Here is a 23,485-nt window from a genome sequence, read left to right on the forward strand (position 1 = left end):
CCTATTTAGGTGAGCATTCCTCCGTCTACATTAATCACTTGCCCTGTGATGTAAGCGCTCATATCACTTGCTAGAAAAACACAAGTATTAGCAATATCTTCTGGACTACCGCCGCGTTGTAACGGAATAGCCTTGCGCCATTGCTTTACGGTTTCTTCATCTAACTTTCCGGTCATCTCTGTCTCAATAAATCCAGGAGCGACAACATTTGTTCTGATATTACGTGATCCCAGCTCTAAGGCCATAGATTTTGAAAAACCAATCATCCCGGCCTTTGAAGCAGCATAGTTAGACTGACCTGCATTACCCTTTACTCCCACAACTGAACTCATATTAATGATGCTACCTTTACGTTGTTTAAGCATCGTGCGCTGCACCGCCTTTGTCATATTAAAAATAGACTTCAAGTTTACTTCGATTACTTTATCAAAATCTTCTTCTGCCATACGCATCAAGAGATTATCCTTTGTTATACCCGCATTATTTACGAGTATATCTATACTTCCGAACTCTTCTAAAACGTCTTCGGCTAGTTGTTTGGACTCATCAAAATCTGCAGCATTACTTTTATAACCTTTAGCTTTAATACCTAATGCATTTAATTCTTTCTCCAGTTCATTTGCAGCCTCTACAGAAGAGCTGTATGTAAATGCTACATTAGCTCCGTGTTGTGCAAAAACTTCTGCAATTCCTCTTCCTATTCCTCTACTTGCGCCTGTGATAATGGCTGTTTTACCTTCTAATAGTTTCATTTTATGCTATATTAATTGGTATGTTGTTGCTTTCAAAAATGATGTTCAGTTTATGGGTGGTTACGCTACTTTGACTGCGCTCAGCACAAGTTTCGCGAAAGCGTTATAACCCTTCACAACCTACTTCAAATATAACAATTCCCATACCCAAAGCCATAAAAAAACCTCCCGATATTGGGAGGTTTCCTTTGATCCGATTTTGAATCATATCTTATGCCATCTGAGCTAAAACCTCAGCAACTTTTTTTCCTATTTCAGCAGGGCTATCTACAACGTGAATTCCACATTCTTTCATAATTGCTTTTTTGGCCTGTGCTGTGTCGTCAGAACCTCCAACGATTGCTCCAGCGTGCCCCATTGTGCGTCCCGCAGGCGCTGTCTCTCCAGCAATAAATCCAATTACTGGCTTCTTGCTTCCACTCTGCTTATACCACTTTGCAGCATCTCCTTCTAATTGACCACCAATCTCACCTATCATTACAACAGCTTCTGTCTCAGGATCATTAATTAGTAATTCTACAGCCTCCTTAGTTGTTGTCCCAATAATAGGATCTCCTCCTATACCAATAGCAGTAGTGATACCAAGACCTTGTTTTACAACTTGGTCTGCAGCTTCATAAGTTAGTGTTCCAGATTTTGAAACGATACCCACTTTTCCTTTTTTGAAAACAAAACCTGGCATAATTCCCACTTTTGCTTCTCCTGGTGTAATAACCCCTGGACAGTTAGGACCTATCAAGCGACAGTCTCTATCTTTAATGTAAGCTGATGCGGTAATCATGTCTGCAACTGGAATTCCTTCCGTAATCGTAATAATTACTTTGATTCCTGCATCTGCAGCTTCCATAATAGCATCTGCAGCAAATGCTGGTGGAACAAATATAATCGTAGTATCTGCTCCTGCTTTTTCTACCGCTTCTGCAACAGTATTAAAAACAGGTCTATCTAAGTGTGTCTGTCCACCTTTTCCTGGAGTTACGCCACCTACTACATTTGTACCATATTCGATCATCTGTCCCGCGTGGAAAGTTCCCTCGCTACCAGTAAATCCTTGAACTATAATTTTTGAATCTTTATTGACTAAAACGCTCATTGGTTTGATTTAAATTTTGCGTTACAAAAGTAACGGTTTCATACTTTCTTAAGAAGGAATTTAGTCTTGAATTTTTACATCCAGGATTTCATTGCTTCAGCTTCTTCTTCTACAGGTTGACTCATCTGAAATCCTTTGTATAGCATACCATCTTTCAGCTCCCATATAGCCATAAAGTGAGCAATGGCATCTTCTTTTCCTGGACGCTCAAAAGTATCTACATAATACGTAAAACGTATCGTTACTTGATCTCCCTTTCCGATAAGGTGTGTGATTTGTGCTCGCACGCCATCATAAGATTTTGCAGTTTCTGCCGCCATGGCCATTATAGCATTTCTATCCATCTGAACATAACCCGTCTTTGCATTCCAGAAAAGCTCCATATCAGGATGTAAATATTCTTTTATGATTTCTGGGTTATTAAAGAAATCAGAGTTATAAAATTCTGCAACAATTTTCTTCTTACTCTTTGCCATTATGACTGCTTTAGTTTTTCTAATAATTCCTGTACTTGTCTTAAAGCTGCTAGCTCCTTATATTTTGTTCTAAAATCTCCCGCTGGAGAGCCAAAGTAGCTTTTCCCGCCTTCTAGAGATTTACTTACTCCGCTCTGTGCAGATATTACGGCTTTTGATCCGATGTTAATACCGCTGGTTATGCCGACTTGGCCCCAGAGCGTTACTTCGTCACCTATTACAACACAACCAGCGATTCCTGTTTGTGAAGCAATTAGTACTCTTTTTCCTATAATAGTATCGTGACCTATTTGTACTTGATTATCAATCTTTGTTCCTGCACCTATGGTTGTGTCTCCTGTTACACCCTTATCTATTGTACAAGCGGCACCTATGTCAACATTATCTTCTATTATAACACGCCCTCCAGATATTAATTTATCAAATCCTTCTGGTCTTTTTTTATAATAAAAGGCATCTCCACCTAAAACAGTACCTGCATGTATTGTTACATGATCTCCTATAATCGTATCGTCATAGATACTAACATTAGCGTGTATCAAGCAGTTTTTTCCTATTTGAACGTTATTACCGATAAACACATTGGGTTGAATAACTGTTCCATCCCCTACGCTTGCAGATTCTGAAATAGCTTTAGTAGAGGCCTCAAAAGGTTTAAAAAACTTAGTAAGTACATTAAAATCTCGAAATGGATCGTCAGAAATGAGCAACGCTTTTCCTTTTGGACAATCTACCTGCTTATTTATGAGCACAACTGTTGCTGCACTTTGCAAAGCCTTGTCATAATATTTAGGATGATCTACAAAAACGATATCACCTTTAGTCACTACGTGGATTTCATTCATTCCCAATACTGGGAAATCTTCATCGCCTACAAAATCGGTATTGATTATTGTAGCTATTTGTTTTAGAGTATGGGGTGTAGAGAATTTCACAACAACGAATATAAAAAGAAAATCTCGCCAAAGGACGAGATTTAAATGAATATTATAAGACTAAAAAAGTTACTCTTTTACGCGCTCTTTATAGGTCCCTTTGTCTGTTTCGACCTTTATCTTGTCTCCCTCGTTTATAAAAAGTGGTACGTTTACCTCAGCACCAGTCTCGACTGTCGCAGGCTTAGTAGCATTGGTCGCTGTATTCCCTTTTACTCCTGGCTCTGTATGAGTAACCTCAAGAATTACAGAAGCCGGTAGATCTACAGATAGTGGAGCATTATCTTCTGTATTTATGAGAACCGTTACTACCTCACCCTCTTTTAATAAATCTGGACGATCTAGTGCAGATTCTTGTAATGCAATCTGCGTATAATCCTCTGTGTTCATAAAATGAAAACCATCTCCATCATTATATAAGAACTGAAATTTATGCGTTTCTACGCGTACTTCTTCAATCTTGTGACCTGCTGAAAAAGTATTATCTAGCACCTTTCCAGAAGTAACACTCTTCATTTTTGTGCGCACAAAAGCAGGACCTTTACCTGGTTTTACGTGTAAAAATTCGACAATCTTATAGATGTCATTATTATAATGTATACATAATCCGTTGCGGATGTCTGATGTTGATGCCATAATTAAATATTATTAGTGTGAATAAAGACTCACGGGGTATTATTAAATTTTGTTTCGCTTTTGCGAAAATATGAAAAGATTACTATTACATACGTTTATAGTAATCCGATTGTTCTTTTGAAGGTCTATTTATATTTATAAATTAACTTGCAATGCTCGGATGATTGAACGCTTTTGCGAAAGCGAAATCATTAAGTACGCCTTTACGAATTAAAATACCCTTTCATAATCCCGCGTTGAGAGTTACGGATAAATTGTAAAATTTCATCACGTTCAGAGGTTGCCTCCATCTCTGCCTCTATAATTCCGACAGCTTGGGTGTTGTTATAATTTTTCTGATACAGAATTCTGAATATATCCTGAATCTCTCTAATCTTCTCTGTGCTAAAACCACGACGTCGCAACCCAATTGAGTTAATTCCGACGTAGCTCAATGGCTCACGCCCTGCCTTTACAAATGGTGGCACATCTTTACGAACTAAAGATCCACCTGTAACAAATGCGTGACTCCCAATAGTACAAAATTGTTGTACGGCAGCCATTCCCGCAAGAACAACATAATCACCTACCGTAATATGACCTGCAAGCGTACTATTATTAGAAAAAATACAATGATCTCCTACAATACAATCGTGTGCTATATGACAGTATGCCATAATCCAACAGTCATTACCGATCTGGGTTTTCATTCTATCAGAAGTACCGCGGTTTATGGTAACGCACTCACGAATTGTCGTGTTGTCACCAATAATAGTGACTGTATCCTCATCATTAAATTTCTTATCCTGAGGTATCGCTGAAATTACAGCTCCTGGAAAAATACTAACGTTCTTACCGATACGGGCCCCTTCCATAATTGTCACGTTGGAACCTATCCAACTTCCCTCCCCAATTACGACATTATTGTGAATCGTCGTAAACGGTTCAATCACAACATTTTTTGCAATCTTAGCTCCAGGATGTACATATGCTAATGGCTGATTCATAAGTTAATTGTTCTTTACTTTAACGATTTGTGCCATAATTTCGGCTTCAGAGACAAGTTTACCATTTGCATAAGCCCTAGCTTGCATCTGGCAAATACCACGTCTAATAGGCGCGATAAGGTCCAATTTGAAAATCAAGGTGTCTCCAGGTACAACCTGATGTTTATAACGCACATTATCAATCTTTAGTAGATACGTTAAGTAATTTTCTGGATCAGGAACAGTGCTCAATACAAGGATTCCTCCTGTTTGAGCCATTGCTTCTATCTGCAGCACCCCAGGCATTACAGGAGAACCTGGAAAATGACCTACAAAGAATGGTTCATTCATTGTAACATTTTTTATCCCTATAACATACTCCTCGGTAAGTTCTAAAATTTTATCAACCAGTAAAAAAGGAGGTCTGTGCGGCAGCATCTCCATAATCTGATTAATATCCTTTACAGGAGTCGCGTGTAAGTCTACGTCTGGAACGTAATTACGACGTTCTGTCTTTATAATTTTCTGTAGTTTTTTTGCAAATTGAGTGTTTACATAATGTCCCGGTTTATTTGCAATTATTTTACCCCTTATGCGGGTTCCCACAAGTGCAAGATCTCCTATAACATCCAGTAATTTATGTCTAGCCGCTTCATTTGCGTGGTGCAGAGTAAGATTATCCAGAATTCCATTAGGCTTTACTGCGATCTCATCTTTCTTAAAAGCGACGCGGAGTTTATCCATAGTCGCTGCAGAAAGTTCTTTATCTACATAAACAATTGCATTATTAAGATCGCCTCCTTTTATAAGCCCGTGCTCTAAAAGCATTTCGATCTCGTGCAAAAAACTAAAAGTTCTACTATCTGATATCTCCTCTTTGAATTCAGAAATATGATTTATACTAGCATTTTGGGTTCCAAGAACCTTGGTGCCAAAATCAACCATAGTCGTAACCTTATACTCATCTGCAGGCATTAAAATAATCTCGCTACCGCTCTCTTCGTCTATATAGGTTATAACCTCTTTTACGATATATTCATCCCTACAAGTATCCTGTTCTTTAACTCCAGCTTTTTCAAGAGCTTCTACAAAAAACTTAGAAGAACCATCCATTATGGGTGGCTCAGAAGCATTTAGTTCAATAAGGACATTATCTATTTCCAAACCTACGCAAGCTGCTAAAACGTGTTCTGTGGTTTGTATTGAAACTCCGTTTTTTTCAAGGTTAGTACCACGTTGGGTATTTGTCACTAATGATGCATCTGCAGCAATTACTGGTTCGCCCTTAAGGTCCACACGTTTAAACTTATATCCGTGGTTTTCTGGCGCAGGTTTAAAAGTCATTGTAACTTCTGCTCCAGTATGTAGGCCCACACCTCTTAAAGTTACCTCTTGAGCAATGGTGCGTTGTTGTGCGCTCATCTTTTTATAATTAGTTATTTTTTTCTATTTGATTGAGTAGATCTACCATCTTAGGTAAATTCTTGAAATGAACATAGGACCTATTCCAATCTCCATAATTGAAAGCTGGTGACCCCTGTAACACTTCACCATCTTTTATATTTCTTCCTATTCCTGATTGCGCTTGTACACGAACACGATCACCTATAACAATATGTCCAGCAATTCCTACTTGACCACCTATTAAACAATGCTTACCTATTTTAGTAGAACCTGCAACACCTGTTTGAGCAGCAATAGCAGTATGCTCACCTATCTCTACATTATGAGCAATTTGAATCTGATTATCAAGTTTCACTCCTTTTCTTATAATAGTAGAACCTAAAGTTGCTCTATCTATTGTTGTTCCTGCCCCAATATCTACGTGGTCTTCTATAATCACATTTCCTGTTTGAGGAACTTTAGTATACGCTCCATTCTCATCTGGAGTAAAGCCAAAACCATCTGCTCCAACAATTGCTCCGCTATGAATGTATACTGTATTACCTATGTCTGACTCTGAATAAATTTTTGCTCCAGCAAAAACCACACAATTATCACCTATAGTTACATTATCACCTATATATACGTTAGGATAAATTTTAACATTATTTCCTAGTTTCACATTCTCTCCTAAATAAGAAAAAGCACCCAGATATAAGTTATCGCCATACACGGCAGAGTCAGAAATAAAACTGGGTTGTTCTATACCCGTTTTATTCAACTTTACCTGATTATAGTATTCTAAGAGTTTAGAAAAAGCGTTTCTCGCATCTTCAACCTTAATTAGGGTTGTCGCTATTTCATTTTCTGGTTCAAAACTGTTATCTACAATTGTGATAGACGCAGAAGTCGTATATATAAAGGAGGTGTACTTTGGATTAGATAGAAAGGTGAGGGTACCTGGTAGTCCTTCTTCTATTTTGGCAAGTTTAGAAACTTCTACATCAGGGTCACCCACTACGGTGCCTTCCAAAATTCCTGCAATCTGAGCGGCTGTAAATTTCATAAAGTACAAAAATAGGAAAAAATTACCCTTTCGGTTTTGGGTAACATATATAGTTTTTAACGACAGCTTTGGTAAGTGACTTAAGACTCAACTGGTCACTAGCCTTTACTATATCTACAACTTTATAATTATCTGTAAGGATATTTATTCCACCATGTGTATAATTATAGGCTTGATTAGAAATTGTACCTGTAAAAACAAAATAAGAAGCCTCGTATTCTGAAATACCAAATCGTTCGACTAATGCGGCTTTTTGTTTGTCTAATTTTGCTTTCGCAAAAGCTTTCTTACGAATCTTTACCTTAGGTAAATCTCTATTGATAATACACTTAGACAACTCTCTTAATACAAAGTCATCGTGCTCACACCATTCTTTCATTGCCGAAATAATATCGTAGTCATCTAATTTAGAAAACGTCTCTAGAATTTCTGGAGTAAAATTTCCCTTGGTGATCTTATTTTTAAGAAAATACAGCAATGCAGAACTAGCAGGTAAGCTTATCCCTTTGTGCGACAATTCCTTTGCCCTTTTAAGCACTCTAGTTATAAGCTGTTCTGCAACTAGGCTCGTTTTATGTAAGTATACCGTCCAATACATAAGCCTCCGCGCTACTAAAAATTTTTCGACAGTATAAATACCCTTAGGACTGACTACCAGATTATCATCTTTTACACAAAGCATTGCGATAATGCGCTCTGTATTGATATTGCCCTCTGCCATTCCTGTGTAAAAACTATCACGCTTGAGGTAATCCGTTCTATCCATGTCCAATTGACCGGAAACCAGCTGATTTAAAAATGCTCGCTCGTACGAACCTTTAAAAATTTTAATGGCCAGCGTTAAACTTCCGTTAAACTCAGCATTGAGCGCCTCCATAAAATAGAGTGATATAAGCTCGTGGTGTACGCCATCTACGATACTATGCTCCATTGCATGTGAGAAAGGACCGTGTCCTATATCGTGCAATAAAATTGCTATTAATGTCGCCTCTTCTTCTTCATTTGAGATGGCTACACCTTTGTTACGCAGGGTCTCAAGAGCTTTTTGCATAATATGCAAGCAACCTACTGCGTGATGAAATCTAGTGTGATGCGCTCCTGGATAAACAAGATACGAGAGCCCCATTTGAGAAATGCGTCGCAATCTTTGAAAATAAGGATGCTGGATGAGATTAAAAATGACACCATTAGGGATGGTAATAAAACCATATATAGGGTCGTTTATTATTGTAGTTTTGTGTGGCTGCAAAGGAAAATGTAATCTTTTCGGGTTGTTTTTTCCGCTTTCGCGAAAGCGGACTCTTAACAAATATACGCTTTCACATACCAAATAACACAAACGCTACAATTGTCACAAAGACTTAACCTTTCAATACTAAAATCTTACCATAAATGGGAAATATAAAAATACTTTGGGTAGACGACGAAATAGACTTGCTAAAACCACATATCCTTTTCCTTGAAAAGAAAAATTATGACGTGACCACCTGCAATAGTGGTCAGGAAGCCATTGATATTATAGAAGAGCAAAGTTTTGACATTGTTTTTCTGGACGAGAATATGCCAGGACTTACAGGACTGGAGACTTTAAGTGAGATAAAAAATAAGCGAGAAAGCGTCCCCGTGGTAATGATTACAAAGAGTGAAGAGGAATATATCATGGAAGAGGCGATAGGTTCAAAAATCGCTGACTACCTCATTAAACCCGTAAACCCAAATCAAATACTACTTAGTCTCAAGAAAACCCTGGACAATAGCAGACTTGTTTCTCAAAAGACAACTTCATCATACCAGCAAGAATTTAGAAAGATTGCGATGGATATGTCTATGGTCAACTCTTTTGAGGAATGGGCAGAGCTCTATCAAAAGCTTATTTACTGGGAAATGGAGCTTGAAAATATTGAGGACGCCAGCATGTTTGAAATTTTAGAATCGCAGAAGGCGGAGGCTAACAATCAGTTTTGCAAGTTTGTGGATCGCAATTATGAAGATTGGTTCGAGGGGCATGATTCACCGGTAATGTCTCATAATTTATTTAAGAAAAAAGTCCTTCCTGAGCTTAACAAGGAACAACCTACGCTCTTTGTAGTGATAGATAACTTGCGTTTTGACCAATGGAAAGCTTTTGAACCTCATATGAACGCATATTATAAGAAAACAGCAGAAACCCCTTACTATAGCATTCTTCCTACAGCAACGCAATATGCTCGTAATGCAATTTTTTCTGGACTTATGCCTAGTGAGATGAAAAAGAAACATCCCAACTACTGGTTAGATGATACCGACGAAGGTGGAAAAAATCAATATGAAGCAGAGTTTCTGGAGGCACAGTTAAGAAGACTTAAATTGGATTTAAAATGGGAATACCATAAAATAACTAACCTTAAAAACGGAAAAAAACTAGCCGAAAATTTTAAATCACAAAAAGATAATGACCTCACTGTTGTGGTGTACAACTTTGTAGATATGCTCTCGCACTCTAAAACAGAAATGGAGGTTATAAAAGAACTTGCAAGCAACGATAAAGCGTATCGCTCATTAACTGAGAGCTGGTTTAAAAATTCACCTTTGCTGGATATGATACAGCAAGCACAACAGATGGGCTTCAAGCTAATTGTTACAACAGACCATGGTACTATCAATGTGAAGAATCCATCTAAGGTAATAGGAGATAAAAATACAAGCTTGAACCTACGCTATAAGACTGGACGCAGTTTGACATATGAAGAAAAAGAAGTAATTGCTTATAAGGATCCAAGATCAGTACACTTACCGTCTATTAATATGAGTAGTTCTTTCATTTTTGCTAAGAGTGATTTTTTCTTTGCTTATCCTAATAATTATAACCATTACGTAAGTTATTTTAGGAATACATATCAACACGGTGGAGTAAGTCTCGAGGAGATGATTATACCCTTTGCGGTTTTGGAGCCTAGGTAAACTACTTAATTCATCTTAAAAGAGCGTAAATTTAAAACTATTTACGCTCTTTTGGGTTTGTTATATATTGTAAGAATATGTAGGATTTTACTTACTATATAAATTTACAAATAGAGATAAAATTAGATTATATCCTCTTATTTCATATATTCGTCTCCATTAACCATTCTAACACCTTATGAAGATAACCTACAATCTATCTCAGATAGATGACGTTGCCCAGAATATTATTGCAAGCGCAACGTGTTCCCAGTTATTATTTTTTGGTGATATGGGTGTAGGCAAGACCACATTAATAAAAGCGCTTTCTAGAGCTTTAGGTATATCAGAACCCACCAGCAGCCCTACGTTCTCCTTAGTAAATGAATATAGAACTCCAGATGATGGCATCATTTTTCATTTTGATTTTTATAGAATAGAACAACCTGAGGAAGTTCTAGACATAGGACTAGAACATTATTTAGAAAATGGGGATTGGATTTTTATGGAGTGGCCAGAAAAAGTTTTAAAATATTTACCTGAACAGGTGACGGAAATCCATATTATCCAAGAAAGTGAAGAAAAACGGTCGCTAACCTTACAAAACAAATGTTAATATTATGTTAAAGAAATTCTCACAAAAATTGAAGTATTTGTAAGAATTTTCTTAGATATGTCCTTGATTTACGGGTGAGCGAATATAAGATTATCCATACATCGAGTAAAATGAATTTAATAGATAGATAATAAATACGTGTAGATGATGTAATATTCGTTCATTTTTTCAAAAAAAGCGGCGAATATACAAAAAAAAGTGAATGATTGACATTATGTGAATATTTGAGATGTTTGTGTCAACAAATCATAACTCAAAACACTCACTTACAATGAAAATCAAAGCACTTATTTTAGGGCTCCTGATCGCTGGAGCAACGGCATTATCTTACACTGCAATTTCAGACGACAATGCAGAGCAAGCAATCGACAAAACAACCATCAAAGTACCAAGTAAGGAATAAGCGTAAAGTTCTTACTGCTGGAACAATTATCGCTGTAGCGATTTTAATTGTTCCTTACTTATGGACGTTATATCAAGGTTTTCCAAATGAAAGAAGTTGGGAAACCTTTTTTGGTATTTATGATAGCGGTTATTATGAAAGTGTCTACGTTGCCGCTTGGACTCTTTGGGGAAAATTGATTCCACTCTACCTCTTGTTTATTTGGTTCTTTACTTGTCGCCACTGGTGGTACCACGTTATATTAGTTCCCATTTGTATGTACATTAAACAAATCTTTGACATTTTAAATGATGATTTAAGATTTGCAGACAATAATGATATTTTTTATTTAGCTCCTATAATCTTGCTAATGGCAATATTTGTGTATACTATTCGCACAAAAATATTTGATAAAATTCACGGTATTGATTTAAGCGAGCTCGGAAGAGTATCGCTTAAAGGTAATGTTCAGTTAGAGACCGAAGAAGATGAATTTAGTGATGGTGAAGATGAAGACGAAGAAGACGTATTTATGGGATAAGCTCATAAAAAACCTAAAATTTTACATTCCCATATAATCCGTACTTTTGAGCAATTGATCACTTATATGGATATTACTACTTCTCCATTTACCCGAGCGCAACTCCTTCCTCAAGAAGAAATGCTAGAAATCGCCAAAAAAAAGGGCGAACTCTTTATAGGTATTCCAAAAGAGACACATTTTCAAGAAAAAAGAGTCTGTTTAAATCCAGACGCAGTTGCCGCGCTTACCGCAAATGGACACAGAGTTTTAGTAGAGTCTAAAGCTGGTCAAGGGGCTCGTTATACAGATAAAGATTATAGTGAAGCAGGTGCCGAGGTAACAGGAGATACATCAAAAGTCTTTTCCTGTCCTATGATTCTCAAAGTTGAGCCACCTTCACTAGAAGAGCTCGATATGATGAACCCGCAAACGGTACTCATTTCTGCACTCCAGATAAAAACACAGTCTAAAGATTACTTTGAAAAACTAGCATCTAAAAGAATAACCGCCCTCGCTTTTGAATTTATAAAAGATGAAGACGGTACATATCCTGCTGTGCGCACTTTGTCTGAGATTGCTGGTACGGCTGCTGTACAGCTCGCCGCCGAAATTATGAGTAATAGCCATACTGGTAACGGGATGTTATTAGGAAATATTTCTGGCGTACCGCCAGCAGAGATTGTAGTGATAGGCGCAGGAACGGTGGGAGAATTTGCAACACGATCGGCTATCGGTTTAGGAGCAAATGTTAAGGTTTTTGATAATTCCATAACAAAACTACGATGTTTACAAACTAACGTGGGCAGACCACTCTACACCTCTACCATCCAACCTAAAAATTTACTCAAAGCCCTGAAACGCTGTGACGTGGTAATAGGAGCAGTACGAGGTAAGGATAGAGCACCAATAGTTGTTTCTGAGGCGATGATCGAGGTGATGAAGAATGGAGCGGTTGCTATAGATGTTAGTATCGATATGGGTGGCTGTTTTGAAACAAGTGAGATAACTAGCCACGACAAGCCTACCTTTAAAAAACATGGTGTTATCCATTATTGCGTACCTAATATTCCCGCACGATTTGCTCGAACAGCCTCAGTCTCACTTAGTAATATCTTTACCCCTTATTTATTAGAAATAGGCGAGCAAGGCGGTATAGAAAACAAGCTCCGTTTTGACAAAGGATTAAAAAATGGGTTGTATTTTTACCACGGAATTTTAACTAATAAGTCTGTGGCAGACTGGTTCAACCTTTCCTACCGCGACATCAATCTACTTATCTTTTAAAAGATGCGATTCATCCACCGCCTCGGGTATTACCTCGGGGGATTTGCCATAGGTCTTGTAGTTCTTGCTTTTTTCTTAAGTGGTAAACGCGCCAGTTGTTCCTATTTTCCGCAGGCTAGAACCGTAAAGAATATTTCCATAAAAAAACATACCTACAGTACAGCTGCCGAAGCTACGAGAATGAGTCTCGGTCTTGACACGCTAGCGGTAAATGAACTTATCAAAACGAGCGAAGTAGATTTTGATAAAAGTGACCAGCGCAAGGAGCCTTGCGGCATCTTTCATTTAGAAAGTGAAGGTGCTTCTGGAAATGTGTATATCCTATCGGTTGAAAATTGCTATAAAGAGGCTAAGATTCTTTCGATAGCTAAGAAATAGCGGTCTTTTTACGCTTTCGCGAAAGCGAACTTCCACACAATACATATACTCATCAAAGTTTAAAGCTTACGACGTTTCTTCTCTGCTTTGAGCAATTCTAACTCTCTATTCGTCTGTCCTGCTACCGAGGTATTCTCCTCTGCACGACGAATGAGATAAGGCATTACATCCTTTACGGGGCCAAAAGGCACATACTTTGCAACATTATAACCATCTGCAGCGAGGTTAAAACTTATGTGGTCGCTCATCCCATAAAGTTGGCCAAACCATACTTGATTATCTGTCTTAGGAATATTCATCTCATCCATAATCTGAGTAGCCAGCATACAGCTATCTTCATTATGAGTTCCTAGGAATATGGAAATATCTTCCAAATGCTCAAACATATAGCGCATCACAGTATTAAAATTATCATCTGTCGCTTGTTTACTCGCGCATATCGGAGTAGGATATCCCTTTTCTTTGGCGCGTGAATTTTCTTTTTCCATATAAGCGCCGCGCACAATCTTCATTCCTATTTTAAACTTACGTGCCTTTGCTTCTACGTGTAATTTTTTGAGATAATCAAGACGATCCCAGCGATAGCATTGTAGCGTGTTATAAACCACTACTCGCTCTTTGTTATACTTAGCCATCATTGCCGCTACAAGATCATCTGCAGCACCTTGCATCCAGCTTTCTTCACCATCTATAAGTACCTCTATGTCCGATACAGCACAGGCGTTACAGATTATATCAATACGCTCCACTACACGGTCCCACTCTGAGGATTCACTTATAGAGAGCTCTTTACCTTCGGTCACTTTCTGCCAGAGTGCAAAGCGTCCTACGCCTGTAGGTTTAAAAACTACAATGGGCATTGCCTCTTTATCCTTGGCAAAGGCTGTGATCTCTAGTATCTTGTTCATACAGAGTTCAAACTGCTCTTCCTCTTCTTTGCCCTCCACAGAAAAATCGAGTACAGAGCTTACTCCCGCTTCATACAACCTATCTACTGTAGGTAAGCAGTCATCCTCGCTCGTCCCACCACAAAAATGGTCAAAAACAGTCGCACGTATTAATCCCTCTACAGGTAAATTTGCATTAAGCGCAAACTTCGTCATAGCAGTTCCTATACGAACGAGTGGCTCCTTAGAAATCATCTTAAATAGGAAGTAAGCGCGTTCGAGTTCGCTATCAGATTTTAGTGCAAATGCACGTTCTGTATTATTAAAGGGAGAAGCTGCCATAGCATATTTTTTTGAATAACAAATATAATTCAAACTCCTATTGATTTTGTAATTTGGACGCAAATTTAAATCTATTATGACCCCGATTGCTGCAGCTACTTATGATATCGTTTTCAACACAAATGGATACGACCGGCTCAATAAATTGCTTAGAGATAGTACCTACTCTAAGCTTTTTATTATTGTTGATAATCATACCCACGAGCATTGTTTACCCTCCTTTTTAAGTATGCTTGAAACTGAACTTGAAATGGAGATTGTCGAAGTCCCATCAGGCGAGGAAAACAAAACAATAGACACCTGCGTACAAGTCTGGGAAGCCCTTGCAGATCTAAATGCAGATAGGAAAGCACTCATCATTAATGTAGGCGGTGGCGTTGTTACAGATCTGGGAGGATTTATCGCTAGTACTTTTAAGCGCGGAATGGATTTTATCAATATCCCTACTTCCCTACTATCTATGGTCGATGCCTCTGTGGGCGGAAAAACGGGTGTAGATTTAGGCTCACTTAAGAATCTTGTAGGTGTCATTAACAATCCGGAAATGGTACTTATAGATGCTGGATTTCTAGCAACCTTGCCTCAAAACGAAATGCGCTCTGGCCTCGCCGAAATGTATAAACACGGTCTTATTGCAGATAAAAATTACTGGGAAAAGCTTTCAAACCTTGAGGCAATGACATCAGATGATTTAAACCATTTAATATACGAAAGTGTCATCATTAAAAATACAATTGTCCTTGAAGATCCCAGAGAACAAGGGAAGCGCAAGACTTTAAACTACGGTCACACACTAGGGCACGCCATTGAGTCGTATTGCTTGAGCTCTGAGAATCGCAAGACCTTATTGCACGGAGAAGCTATTGCGATAGGAATGATTTTAGAATCATTTATTTCAGAAACATTATGTGGGTTTCCCAGCGATGATTTAAAAAACGTGACAAATATCCTGCTCAATATGTATGAGAACGTTGATTTTGACCAAAATGAAATTGACCACATTATCAAACTCCTAAAATACGATAAGAAAAATGCTAACGGCATTATAAATTTTGTTTTACTTGAAGATATAGGAAAGGCCGTTGTAGATAAGCAGGTATCTAATGATTTGATAAAGAAAGCATTTGAGTATTACGCTTTCGCAAAAGCGTAACCATCTCATCCACTAGTAAGCCTCTATTGGTTTTTTTCATAACTTTAAGTGCTGACCAATCCCCTCAATAGTATGAAACGTGTTATTGTAGATTACAAAAAATTAACTCCTGAAGTGCTCTCACTCCTCGTAAATAAATATCCTTATGGATATGATGATGATCACGTGATCACCTTTACAAACCATAAAAATGAAAAGGTAGAAGCTGTAGAGGTTCGACTAGAAGATACTATTTATCTTGTAAAAATAAGTGCAAGCCTCCAAAAGAAGATGGAGTTCTTTACAGACGATGATTACGAAGATGAGGATTACCAAACACCGATTATTGAGCTTCCAGATCCCGAATCTGAAGATGCATCAAATACTGAGGGCCAAACTCAAAAAGATGATTAAGACACTATTATAGGTAACGCTCCTCTAAAATCTGAATGTGGTGTATCTCGTGACCAGCATTTATAAATCCTAGTGCCCGCGCACTAAATGCACTCCCACTTCCCATTCCTAAATGCTTTAATTGCTTGTTTGTTAAATTCTCGTATAGCGTAATTGTACTTTCTCTTACTGCACTATATTCTCGAAGTAGCGAATGCATATTACGAGAAGATGCGTTAGAATTAATAACGTAATCATCTTGCTCAAAACCTGGTAAATTGACCGTTTCCTTTCGGCTAGAACGTAACGCTCTGTATGAGAAAATACGTTCTGTGTCTATAAGGTGCAATAAAACCTCTTTAGGCGTCCATTTTCCTTGGGCGTAACTGTATTCTAACTTGTCTTCTGGGATTTGAGTAAAGAAGGCTATGGTTTCTGCTTTTCCTTTTTCAAGCGCCTCCATAAGCTCTCTGTTACTGTCTACTTTGTCAATGTAAAGACTGTAATATGGGTTAAATTCTTCAAGTTTGAGGTCTGTACGTTTCATTCTCAGGTATTTTAGATATCGAAGATAACAGAAAAAATAAAGCCATCCTCACAAGTGAGAATGGCTTACTCTTATGATCGGTATTCAATATAATTAAATATGTAACGCTCGATCCTCTGTCGCTGCAAGTGCTGCTTCTTTTACGGCCTCTGCATACGTAGGGTGTGAGTGACTCATACGTGAAATATCCTCTGCGCTAGCTCTAAACTCCATTGCGGTAACAGCCTCTGCGATAAGGTCTGCTACTCGGGCGCCTACCATATGTACTCCTAAAACTTCATCTGTTCTCTTATCTGCTAGAATTTTTACAAAACCGTCTGTGTCTCCACTTGCACGGCTACGTCCCAAGGCACGCATCGGGAACTGACCTGTTTTATATTCTATTCCTGCTTCTTTTAATTGTTCCTCCGTTTTTCCAACAGATGCTACTTCTGGCCAGGTATAGACCACTCCAGGAATCAGGTTATAATCGATATGTGGTTTTTGACCAGCAAGACTTTCGGCTACAACTACGCCTTCTTCTTCTGCTTTGTGGGCTAGCATTGCTCCTTTTACTACATCGCCTATAGCGTAGATGTTTGAAACATTCGTTTTTAAATGTCCGTCTACTTCTACTCTGCCTCTATCGTCCGTTTTAATACCTACAGCGTCAAGATTTAATCCATCTGTGTATGCACGACGACCAACAGAAACTAAAACATAATCTCCTCTAAATTCGACTTCATTGTCTTTTTTGTCCTTAGCTTTTACAACAACTTCATCGCCCTTGCGCTCCACGGCAGTTACTCCGTGAGATAGAGCAAATTTCATCTTTTGCTTTTTAAATACTTTGAGCATTTCCTTGCTCTGAGCACCGTCCATCGTTGGGATGATGCGGTCCATATATTCTACTACGGTTACTTCGGCACCTAGGCGTTTGTATACTTGGCCTAGTTCCAGACCGATAACTCCACCACCTATAACGATAAGATGTTTTGGTATTTCTTTAAGCTTTAAAGCTTCGGTTGACGTAATGATGCGCTCTTTATCTATTTCAATAAAAGGTAGCGTGCTAGGTTTAGAACCAGTAGCAATAATGGTGTTTTTTGCTTCAATGGTTTCGGTTTTCCCTTTCGCGGACCCGCCTGCTCGGCCGGCAGGAGCGATATCAATATGCGTCGCATCCTTAAATGAGCCGATGCCGTGATACACATCTATCTTGTTCTTGTCCATTAAGAACTCAATACCTTTTGTAGTTTGATCTACTACGCCCTGCTTACGAGCAATCATTTTCTCTAAGTTCACCTTTACCTCGCCAGGAATCTCAATTCCGTGCTCCTCAAAGTGCTTTACCGCATCTTCATAATGGTGTGAAGAATCAAGTAAGGCTTTAGATGGAATACAACCTACATTCAAGCAGGTTCCTCCTAAAGTATCGTATTTTTCTATAATTGCAGTTTTCATTCCTAGTTGTGCGCAGCGTATTGCTGCTACATATCCTCCAGGTCCTGATCCTATTACGGCTACATCGTATGTGCTCATAGTGGTGTTTTAAATTTACTATTACAAAGGTACGATACCCTGTTTGAGTTTAAAAGATTATGATTAGAATATTAGACCGCTTTTGGGCCTAGATTTGAGATGTCAGATTGGAGGGTATCAAGTGTAGGTTGCAAGAATTTAAGACTAGAATATAAGTTACTGCAAAACAAAAAAGGAGCCTTCTTACAGACTCCTTATTACATATTCTTTACAGAAACTAATCGAGAGTAGCTCTTATTTTGCGCTTCTTAGCCTCCCAAATCGCAAGTTCTTCTTTGTGCTTTGCAATGTTCTTGTGTACTTCCTTTACCATCGGGTTATCATCTGGTACGTGCTGGAAAAATCCTAAATTGTTCTCAAGCTGATTGATTTCTGCCTTAATCTCATCTACCTTTTTAGAGAGGAAGAAACTTTCTTTTTCTAATGCTCTCTGATCATCTGCCTCTGACATTGCTGCCATACGGTTATCATATTTAATGAGCTCTGCCTCTTTCTTATCAATATCCAACTGATTAAAAAGACCATCGAGTGCTTTATTGAACTGCTCGTCGATTTTCTTTTTGGCATACGGCACGCGACCTATTCCTTTCCAGGTGGTGATATGACCTTTAATAGTTTCGAGGTTTTCTTTGTGATCACCAGCTAGCTTGAGGGCTTTTACCTCTTCTAAAAGCCCGGCTTTCTTCTCGTAAGCTTCTTCTTCCCCAGCGTTTGCTTTATTTTTTGAAGCGTGCATCCTATCGAAAAAGTGATTACAAGCAGCTTTGAACTGCTTCCAGACTTTATCACTATCCTTACGTGGTACGTGACCTATTTTTTTCCAGTCTGCCTGGATTTTTTTCATTACCTCAATGGTTGCGGTAAAATCCTCACTGTCTTTGTGCTCCTCTGCAATTTTAATAAGTTCTTTTTTCTTATTGAGGTTATCGTATTGTTCTTGCTTTTGAGATTTGTAAAAGTTGTTTTTATTGTGATTAAAATCTCTTGTGGCATTTTTAAATGCACTCCAAGTTTCCTCATTAACCGCTTGTGGAACTTTTCCAGCTTTAAAGAAAGCTTCGCGTAACGCCTCTACTTCTTTAATTTTATTCTGGATACCATTATGAGACTTTATCGGGTCGTCTGCCAGCGCTCTTATTTTTGAAATGAGCTCTTGCTTTACCTCTAAATTCCCTTCCCAAGATTTCTCAATCTCCGCCTGTTTTGCATCACGTGCATCGTGTATTTTCTTAGTCGCTGCAGAAAACTGGTCCCAGATCTCATCGCTGTATACTTTAGATACGGGACCTATTTCTTCCTTCCACATACGGTGGAGCAGCTGTAGTTCCTTAAATGCTTTATTTACGTCTGTACCTTGCGCAAGCTCTTCTGCACGCTCAATGAGTGCAACTTTTTTTGACAAATTATCTTCATAGTGCTTATCGCGGAATTCTCTATTTAAGTGTAACAACTCATAAAAAGCGTCTACATGATGATAATAGTTGTTCCAAACAAGATTATAACGATCTCGCGGAATATTACCCGCATTATGCCATCGTTCCTGAATATCTTTAAACTTGTTATATGTTGTGTTTACACTTTCTGCACCGCCTAACTCATCGCGCAATTGTTTTACTTCTTCTACAAGCGCATTACGTGTCTCTTCGTTTGCTTTTAGATTCTTCTGGCGGTTTTGATAGTACTTAGAGCGTTTGTTACGGTAATCGTAATACACTTCATTGTAGGCCTTCCTAAGTGGCGCATTGAATCTAAAATCAATAATATTGCCTCCTTCTTCTAAAAATTTTGCCTTTGCCTCTGCCTGTGTCGCATCAAACTGCGCATTAATCACAGTATTGATCTCATCAGCTTGACTCTTAATATCCTGAACTGGAAAAGTAGCAACTAGGCTTTGAAGTTCTTCTGTAAGTTCTTCCTTAGACATTGTTGTGTAATCCTTTGTTGGGACCTCACGCTTTTCTTTCGGAGCGTCAGCTTCTTTTACTTCTTCAGCATCTTGGGCAGCTTCTGCTACTTCTTTAGCCTCTTCTTCTACTTGATCATCGATCTTGGGAGCGTCAGCTTCGATTTCGGCTTCTATGGTTTCTGGGGTTGGAAGTTCTGTGGCTTCTGCTTCGGCGGCAAGCGCAGCAATCTCTTCATTTATTCCTTTTTCAGGTTGAGGCGTCACCTCTTCTGTTTGGGGAATCTCATTTTCAACATTCTCCGTTGCTTTTGGCTTTTTTTCTTCAGACATTTCTTTCAATGTTAAGGTTCTTGAATAAGGGTCTAAAGATACTAATACCATACGAAATACAAACTTCTGGGCTAGGAAGTACTATTCCAAATATCCCAAGCCGCCTGTGCTTGTAGTTCTAACATTCTGAGCCCATTGAGAACATCTGCATCTTGTGCCTTTGCTTTGGCAAGAAATGTAGTTTCTGGCGGATTGTAAATAAGATCATAAGCAATATGCGTAATATTGAGAAAATCGTACGGTATATCTGGGTGGAGCTCGACTTCTGGATAGGTTCCTAATGGCGTACAGTTTACAATAAATGTCGCGTTGCCGATAATTTCTTCTGTGAGATCCTCATAAGAAATGGTGGTTTTTGTTCGCTTTCGCGAAATATATTGACACGAGACTCCTAATAATTCAAAAGCATACACCACCGCTTTAGATGCTCCTCCTGTTCCCATAATGAGCGCATTTATGGGTAAAGCAAGAGCATTTTGCTCTTCCTTGTGGGCTGATTTTTTTTCTGTATTTGATACAAGCTCAGTATCCCCTTTCGCGAAAGCGGAAATATCATCTGCCCCACCAAACAGCGTCTCTCCATATTGCTCTAAAAGTGAATTTCCGAATCCTATGAAATCCGTATTAAAACCTTTGAGCTCACCATTAGGCATACGCTTTATGGTGTTCACAGCTCCTATTGCGGCACTATGTTTATCAAGTGTATCTAGTAATGGGATTATGGCTTCCTTATATGGAATGGTGACATTGTAACCAGAAACAGTAGCATCTTTGAGCTTATTTTGTACTTCTTGAATAGTAGCGCAATCAAAGTTTTCGTAAGTCGCATTACGTTCTAAAGCAGTAAACTTTGCTCTGAAATAATTACGAGAGAAAGAATATCCTATGTTCTTTCCAAACAAGCCGTACTTATCCATTTGCGCGGGTTTTATCTCCATACTTACCAAGAGCTACAACGAGAAAAATACCTAAAAGAATAAAAAAAACAGCGAGGACATTTTCCATATTCATTTCTGACGGCAAGTATCTATCGTAATTGTCCAGCACGGCATTTCCGTTTCTATCTATAAGGATGTCTCCTTTAAAGTCTTTCTTAAAAATCTCTTCTTTCCAAGGCCAAACCACGCCTAATGAACCTGCAATAAAGCCAATTATACCCGCATTAGTTGTCTGTTTGTAATGTTTTAAAAGAAAACCAAGAAAATGAGAGAGCGTTACGAGTCCCGTAAGTGAACCCGCAGAAAAGACTAAAAGGACTTTAATGAGCCTTACTTGTTCTGGATTATCTACAAATGAAAAATCTAACGTGATAATATCAATAAGAGTTATATAGAGAGCATTTACAGAGTCTACGAGTAGTAAAACGTAATTACCTAGTAGGATTAATATAAAAGAACCCGATAATCCTGGAAGTGTCATTCCAGAAACCCCGATAATGCCGCAGAAAAACACAAATAAAAGGTTATCATTTTCTTGGGCTGGCTCTAATAGACTTATACTTACACCTACAATAATACCGAGTACTAAAACAGTAATATTGCGTCGCGACCAGTTTTCGAAGTCTTTACCTATATAGTATATGGAACCGATAATCATCCCAAAGAAAGTGCTCCACACCAACAAAGGAAAATTTTTAATAGCGATATCCAATAATAAGGAAATACTAAAATAGCTTATAAGCATTCCAAGAATAAGAAGCCCTAAAAATTTACCGTTTATATATTGCCAGAAGCTTCTAAACCTACCATTAAGAATAAGCCGAAAGGCAGTACCATTTATTTTTTGAAGGCTGTATATAAACTCTTCATAAAATCCAGCAACAAAAGCAACGACACCACCAGATACACCAGGAACTTTATTTGCGGCTCCCATTGCTAGTCCCTTAAGAACGAGCCATAGTTTATCGGTAAATGTGCGTGTTTCAGTTTGCATTTACCTCTTGTTTTGATGCTGCTTTTTCGAGTCCTAATATCAATAAAAAACCTACAATTGCAGCGATAGTCGCATAGAGAACAAGAGGCTCTCCTTCAAAGTTATCAGGTAAAATACTATTCTCTAGAAGGGGTACTTCATTACCGTGTCTATCTATTCTCGTGGACATGACTTGTTTCCAAGGCCAGATCTTATTTAAAGAGCCTATCATAAAACCTGTAAGCACTGCAAGAGTTATCTCCCTTTTATGCTCAAACATCCATCTTAAAGCTTTAGAAAATACTTTAAGTCCAAGAACACAACCTACACTAAAAAGTACTACTCTAAAAAAACTGGACTTTACCGTTTCCCAATCCCGAGCTAGAATTGCCTCAATAAAATCAGTCAAGGTTCCCAATACTAACCCATAAGAGCCGAGTAATACCAGAATAAAAGATCCCGAGACACCAGGTAAAATCATTGCTATAATAGCTATAAACCCCGAAAGTAAGAAGTAATACCACGCATCTGGTGCATTTCCAGGGACAGCAACGGTAATATAATAAGCTACTATCGCTCCTAAAATTATGGATATAATTACAGGCGCGTTCCACTTCTTAATTTGCTTTGCTATAAAGAGGATACTGGCAAGTACAAGTCCAAAGAAAAATGACCATAGTATAATAGGGTGTGATTCAAGAAGGTATGCGATAAGCTTTGCTAGTGATAAAATACTAATTGCAATTCCTAAGAATAAGCTTCCCAAAAAGCCGAGATTATAATCTGCGACCATCGCTTTAAATCCATCTTTTTTCCAAGACTTAAAAACACCCAAGTCAAGTTTATCTATTGTCATAATGAGCTCTTCATAGATCCCAGCGACAAAGGCAATCGTTCCTCCGGATACTCCCGGGACTACATCTGCAGCGCCCATCGCCATTCCTTTTAAGGTTACTATGAAATAAGAAAGAAAAGTACGATTCATTTATTTTATGCTTGGTATTCGTAAAAATATGGTTTTATAAACGATGAAACGAATGATATTCCGCTAATATTTAAACCAAAAAAAGTGCGACTTTACATCGCACTTTTTACTTAATTGCTTTAC

Annotated in this window: 23 protein-coding genes; 7 read left to right on the forward strand and 16 right to left on the reverse strand. The window is 38.3% G+C overall.

What is annotated here, in order from left to right; genetic code table 11:
* Positions 1–5: 5 nt before the first annotated feature.
* From fabG to EAX61_RS11445, 9 genes are all read right to left on the reverse strand, one after another.
* Positions 6–752, reverse strand: coding sequence for a 3-oxoacyl-[acyl-carrier-protein] reductase (gene fabG / locus EAX61_RS11405; RefSeq protein ID WP_121917826.1), 747 nt, complete (start codon positions 750–752; stop codon positions 6–8).
* 211 nt (positions 753–963) lie between these two features.
* Complete coding sequence (sucD, locus tag EAX61_RS11410; protein ID WP_121917827.1) at positions 964–1,845, reverse strand: succinate--CoA ligase subunit alpha; 882 nt, start codon at positions 1,843–1,845, stop codon at positions 964–966.
* A 74-nt stretch (positions 1,846–1,919) separates the two neighbouring features.
* A complete protein-coding gene (locus tag EAX61_RS11415; RefSeq protein ID WP_121917828.1) occupies positions 1,920–2,321 on the reverse strand; it encodes a nuclear transport factor 2 family protein in 402 nt (133 codons plus the stop codon).
* Positions 2,321–3,256 (reverse strand): UDP-3-O-(3-hydroxymyristoyl)glucosamine N-acyltransferase, encoded by a 936-nt coding sequence (gene lpxD, locus EAX61_RS11420; protein WP_121917829.1) that lies wholly within the window; start codon positions 3,254–3,256, stop codon positions 2,321–2,323. The genes EAX61_RS11415 and lpxD (EAX61_RS11420) overlap by 1 nt, the downstream gene beginning before the upstream one ends.
* Before the next feature lie 69 nt (positions 3,257–3,325).
* Positions 3,326–3,892: an elongation factor P gene (efp, locus tag EAX61_RS11425; protein ID WP_121917830.1), complete on the reverse strand. Its 567-nt coding sequence runs from the start codon at positions 3,890–3,892 to the stop codon at positions 3,326–3,328.
* Between the two features lie 203 nt (positions 3,893–4,095).
* Entirely contained in the window at positions 4,096–4,878 is a 783-nt protein-coding gene (lpxA, locus tag EAX61_RS11430) for an acyl-ACP--UDP-N-acetylglucosamine O-acyltransferase (protein WP_121917831.1), read from the reverse strand.
* A 3-nt stretch (positions 4,879–4,881) separates the two neighbouring features.
* Entirely contained in the window at positions 4,882–6,279 is a 1,398-nt protein-coding gene (locus EAX61_RS11435; protein ID WP_121917832.1) for a bifunctional UDP-3-O-[3-hydroxymyristoyl] N-acetylglucosamine deacetylase/3-hydroxyacyl-ACP dehydratase, read from the reverse strand.
* Positions 6,280–6,289: 10 nt separating this feature from the next.
* On the reverse strand, positions 6,290–7,306 hold the full coding sequence (gene lpxD / locus EAX61_RS11440) for a UDP-3-O-(3-hydroxymyristoyl)glucosamine N-acyltransferase (protein ID WP_121917833.1): 1,017 nt from the start codon (positions 7,304–7,306) through the stop codon (positions 6,290–6,292).
* Between the two features lie 22 nt (positions 7,307–7,328).
* The gene (locus EAX61_RS11445) at positions 7,329–8,555 is read right to left on the reverse strand and encodes an HD domain-containing protein (RefSeq protein WP_121917938.1); all 1,227 of its coding nucleotides are present in this window, start codon (positions 8,553–8,555) and stop codon (positions 7,329–7,331) included.
* Between the two features lie 143 nt (positions 8,556–8,698).
* On the opposite strand from EAX61_RS11445, the gene porX reads away from it, so the two are divergent.
* The 5 genes from porX (at position 8,699) to EAX61_RS11470 (ending at position 13,408) form a co-directional block, all read left to right on the forward strand.
* Positions 8,699–10,246 carry a T9SS response regulator signal transducer PorX gene (gene porX, locus EAX61_RS11450; RefSeq protein ID WP_121917834.1) on the forward strand — a complete coding sequence of 516 codons (1,548 nt, stop codon included), beginning with the start codon at positions 8,699–8,701 and terminating at the stop codon, positions 10,244–10,246.
* Between the two features lie 178 nt (positions 10,247–10,424).
* Positions 10,425–10,841, forward strand: a complete 417-nt coding sequence (tsaE, locus tag EAX61_RS11455) for a tRNA (adenosine(37)-N6)-threonylcarbamoyltransferase complex ATPase subunit type 1 TsaE (protein WP_121917835.1) — start codon at positions 10,425–10,427, stop codon at positions 10,839–10,841.
* A 350-nt stretch (positions 10,842–11,191) separates the two neighbouring features.
* Entirely contained in the window at positions 11,192–11,764 is a 573-nt protein-coding gene (locus EAX61_RS16350) for a hypothetical protein (RefSeq protein WP_147448367.1), read from the forward strand.
* 66 nt (positions 11,765–11,830) lie between these two features.
* A complete protein-coding gene (locus tag EAX61_RS11465; RefSeq protein WP_121917837.1) occupies positions 11,831–13,030 on the forward strand; it encodes an alanine dehydrogenase in 1,200 nt (399 codons plus the stop codon).
* A 3-nt stretch (positions 13,031–13,033) separates the two neighbouring features.
* Positions 13,034–13,408, forward strand: coding sequence for a hypothetical protein (locus EAX61_RS11470; protein ID WP_121917838.1), 375 nt, complete (start codon positions 13,034–13,036; stop codon positions 13,406–13,408).
* Positions 13,409–13,467: 59 nt separating this feature from the next.
* On the opposite strand, the gene EAX61_RS11475 is transcribed toward EAX61_RS11470, so the two are convergent.
* Positions 13,468–14,637 (reverse strand): proline dehydrogenase family protein, encoded by a 1,170-nt coding sequence (locus EAX61_RS11475; RefSeq protein WP_121917839.1) that lies wholly within the window; start codon positions 14,635–14,637, stop codon positions 13,468–13,470.
* Positions 14,638–14,713: 76 nt separating this feature from the next.
* Here EAX61_RS11475 and aroB point away from each other — a divergent pair, with 76 nt between their 5' ends.
* Both aroB and EAX61_RS11485 read left to right on the forward strand, forming a co-directional pair.
* A complete protein-coding gene (gene aroB, locus EAX61_RS11480; protein WP_121917840.1) occupies positions 14,714–15,790 on the forward strand; it encodes a 3-dehydroquinate synthase in 1,077 nt (358 codons plus the stop codon).
* 72 nt (positions 15,791–15,862) lie between these two features.
* Positions 15,863–16,183: a hypothetical protein gene (locus tag EAX61_RS11485; RefSeq protein ID WP_121917841.1), complete on the forward strand. Its 321-nt coding sequence runs from the start codon at positions 15,863–15,865 to the stop codon at positions 16,181–16,183.
* 7 nt (positions 16,184–16,190) lie between these two features.
* Here EAX61_RS11485 and EAX61_RS11490 read toward each other — a convergent pair whose 3' ends face one another.
* From EAX61_RS11490 to EAX61_RS11515, 6 genes are all read right to left on the reverse strand, one after another.
* Positions 16,191–16,709 carry a DinB family protein gene (locus EAX61_RS11490; RefSeq protein ID WP_121917842.1) on the reverse strand — a complete coding sequence of 173 codons (519 nt, stop codon included), beginning with the start codon at positions 16,707–16,709 and terminating at the stop codon, positions 16,191–16,193.
* A 93-nt stretch (positions 16,710–16,802) separates the two neighbouring features.
* A complete protein-coding gene (lpdA, locus tag EAX61_RS11495; protein ID WP_121917843.1) occupies positions 16,803–18,230 on the reverse strand; it encodes a dihydrolipoyl dehydrogenase in 1,428 nt (475 codons plus the stop codon).
* 217 nt (positions 18,231–18,447) lie between these two features.
* Entirely contained in the window at positions 18,448–20,466 is a 2,019-nt protein-coding gene (locus tag EAX61_RS11500) for a DUF349 domain-containing protein (RefSeq protein WP_121917844.1), read from the reverse strand.
* Positions 20,467–20,537: 71 nt separating this feature from the next.
* Positions 20,538–21,383 carry a shikimate dehydrogenase family protein gene (locus EAX61_RS11505; protein ID WP_201739451.1) on the reverse strand — a complete coding sequence of 282 codons (846 nt, stop codon included), beginning with the start codon at positions 21,381–21,383 and terminating at the stop codon, positions 20,538–20,540.
* The gene (locus tag EAX61_RS11510) at positions 21,376–22,398 is read right to left on the reverse strand and encodes a DUF368 domain-containing protein (RefSeq protein ID WP_121917846.1); all 1,023 of its coding nucleotides are present in this window, start codon (positions 22,396–22,398) and stop codon (positions 21,376–21,378) included. The genes EAX61_RS11505 and EAX61_RS11510 overlap by 8 nt, the downstream gene beginning before the upstream one ends.
* Positions 22,388–23,362 carry a DUF368 domain-containing protein gene (locus tag EAX61_RS11515; protein ID WP_121917847.1) on the reverse strand — a complete coding sequence of 325 codons (975 nt, stop codon included), beginning with the start codon at positions 23,360–23,362 and terminating at the stop codon, positions 22,388–22,390. Before EAX61_RS11515 ends, EAX61_RS11510 begins: the two co-directional genes overlap by 11 nt.
* Between the last annotated feature and the right edge of the window lie 123 nt (positions 23,363–23,485).

Source organism: Dokdonia sinensis (assembly GCF_003688895.1).
Taxonomy (GTDB): domain Bacteria; phylum Bacteroidota; class Bacteroidia; order Flavobacteriales; family Flavobacteriaceae; genus Dokdonia; species Dokdonia sinensis.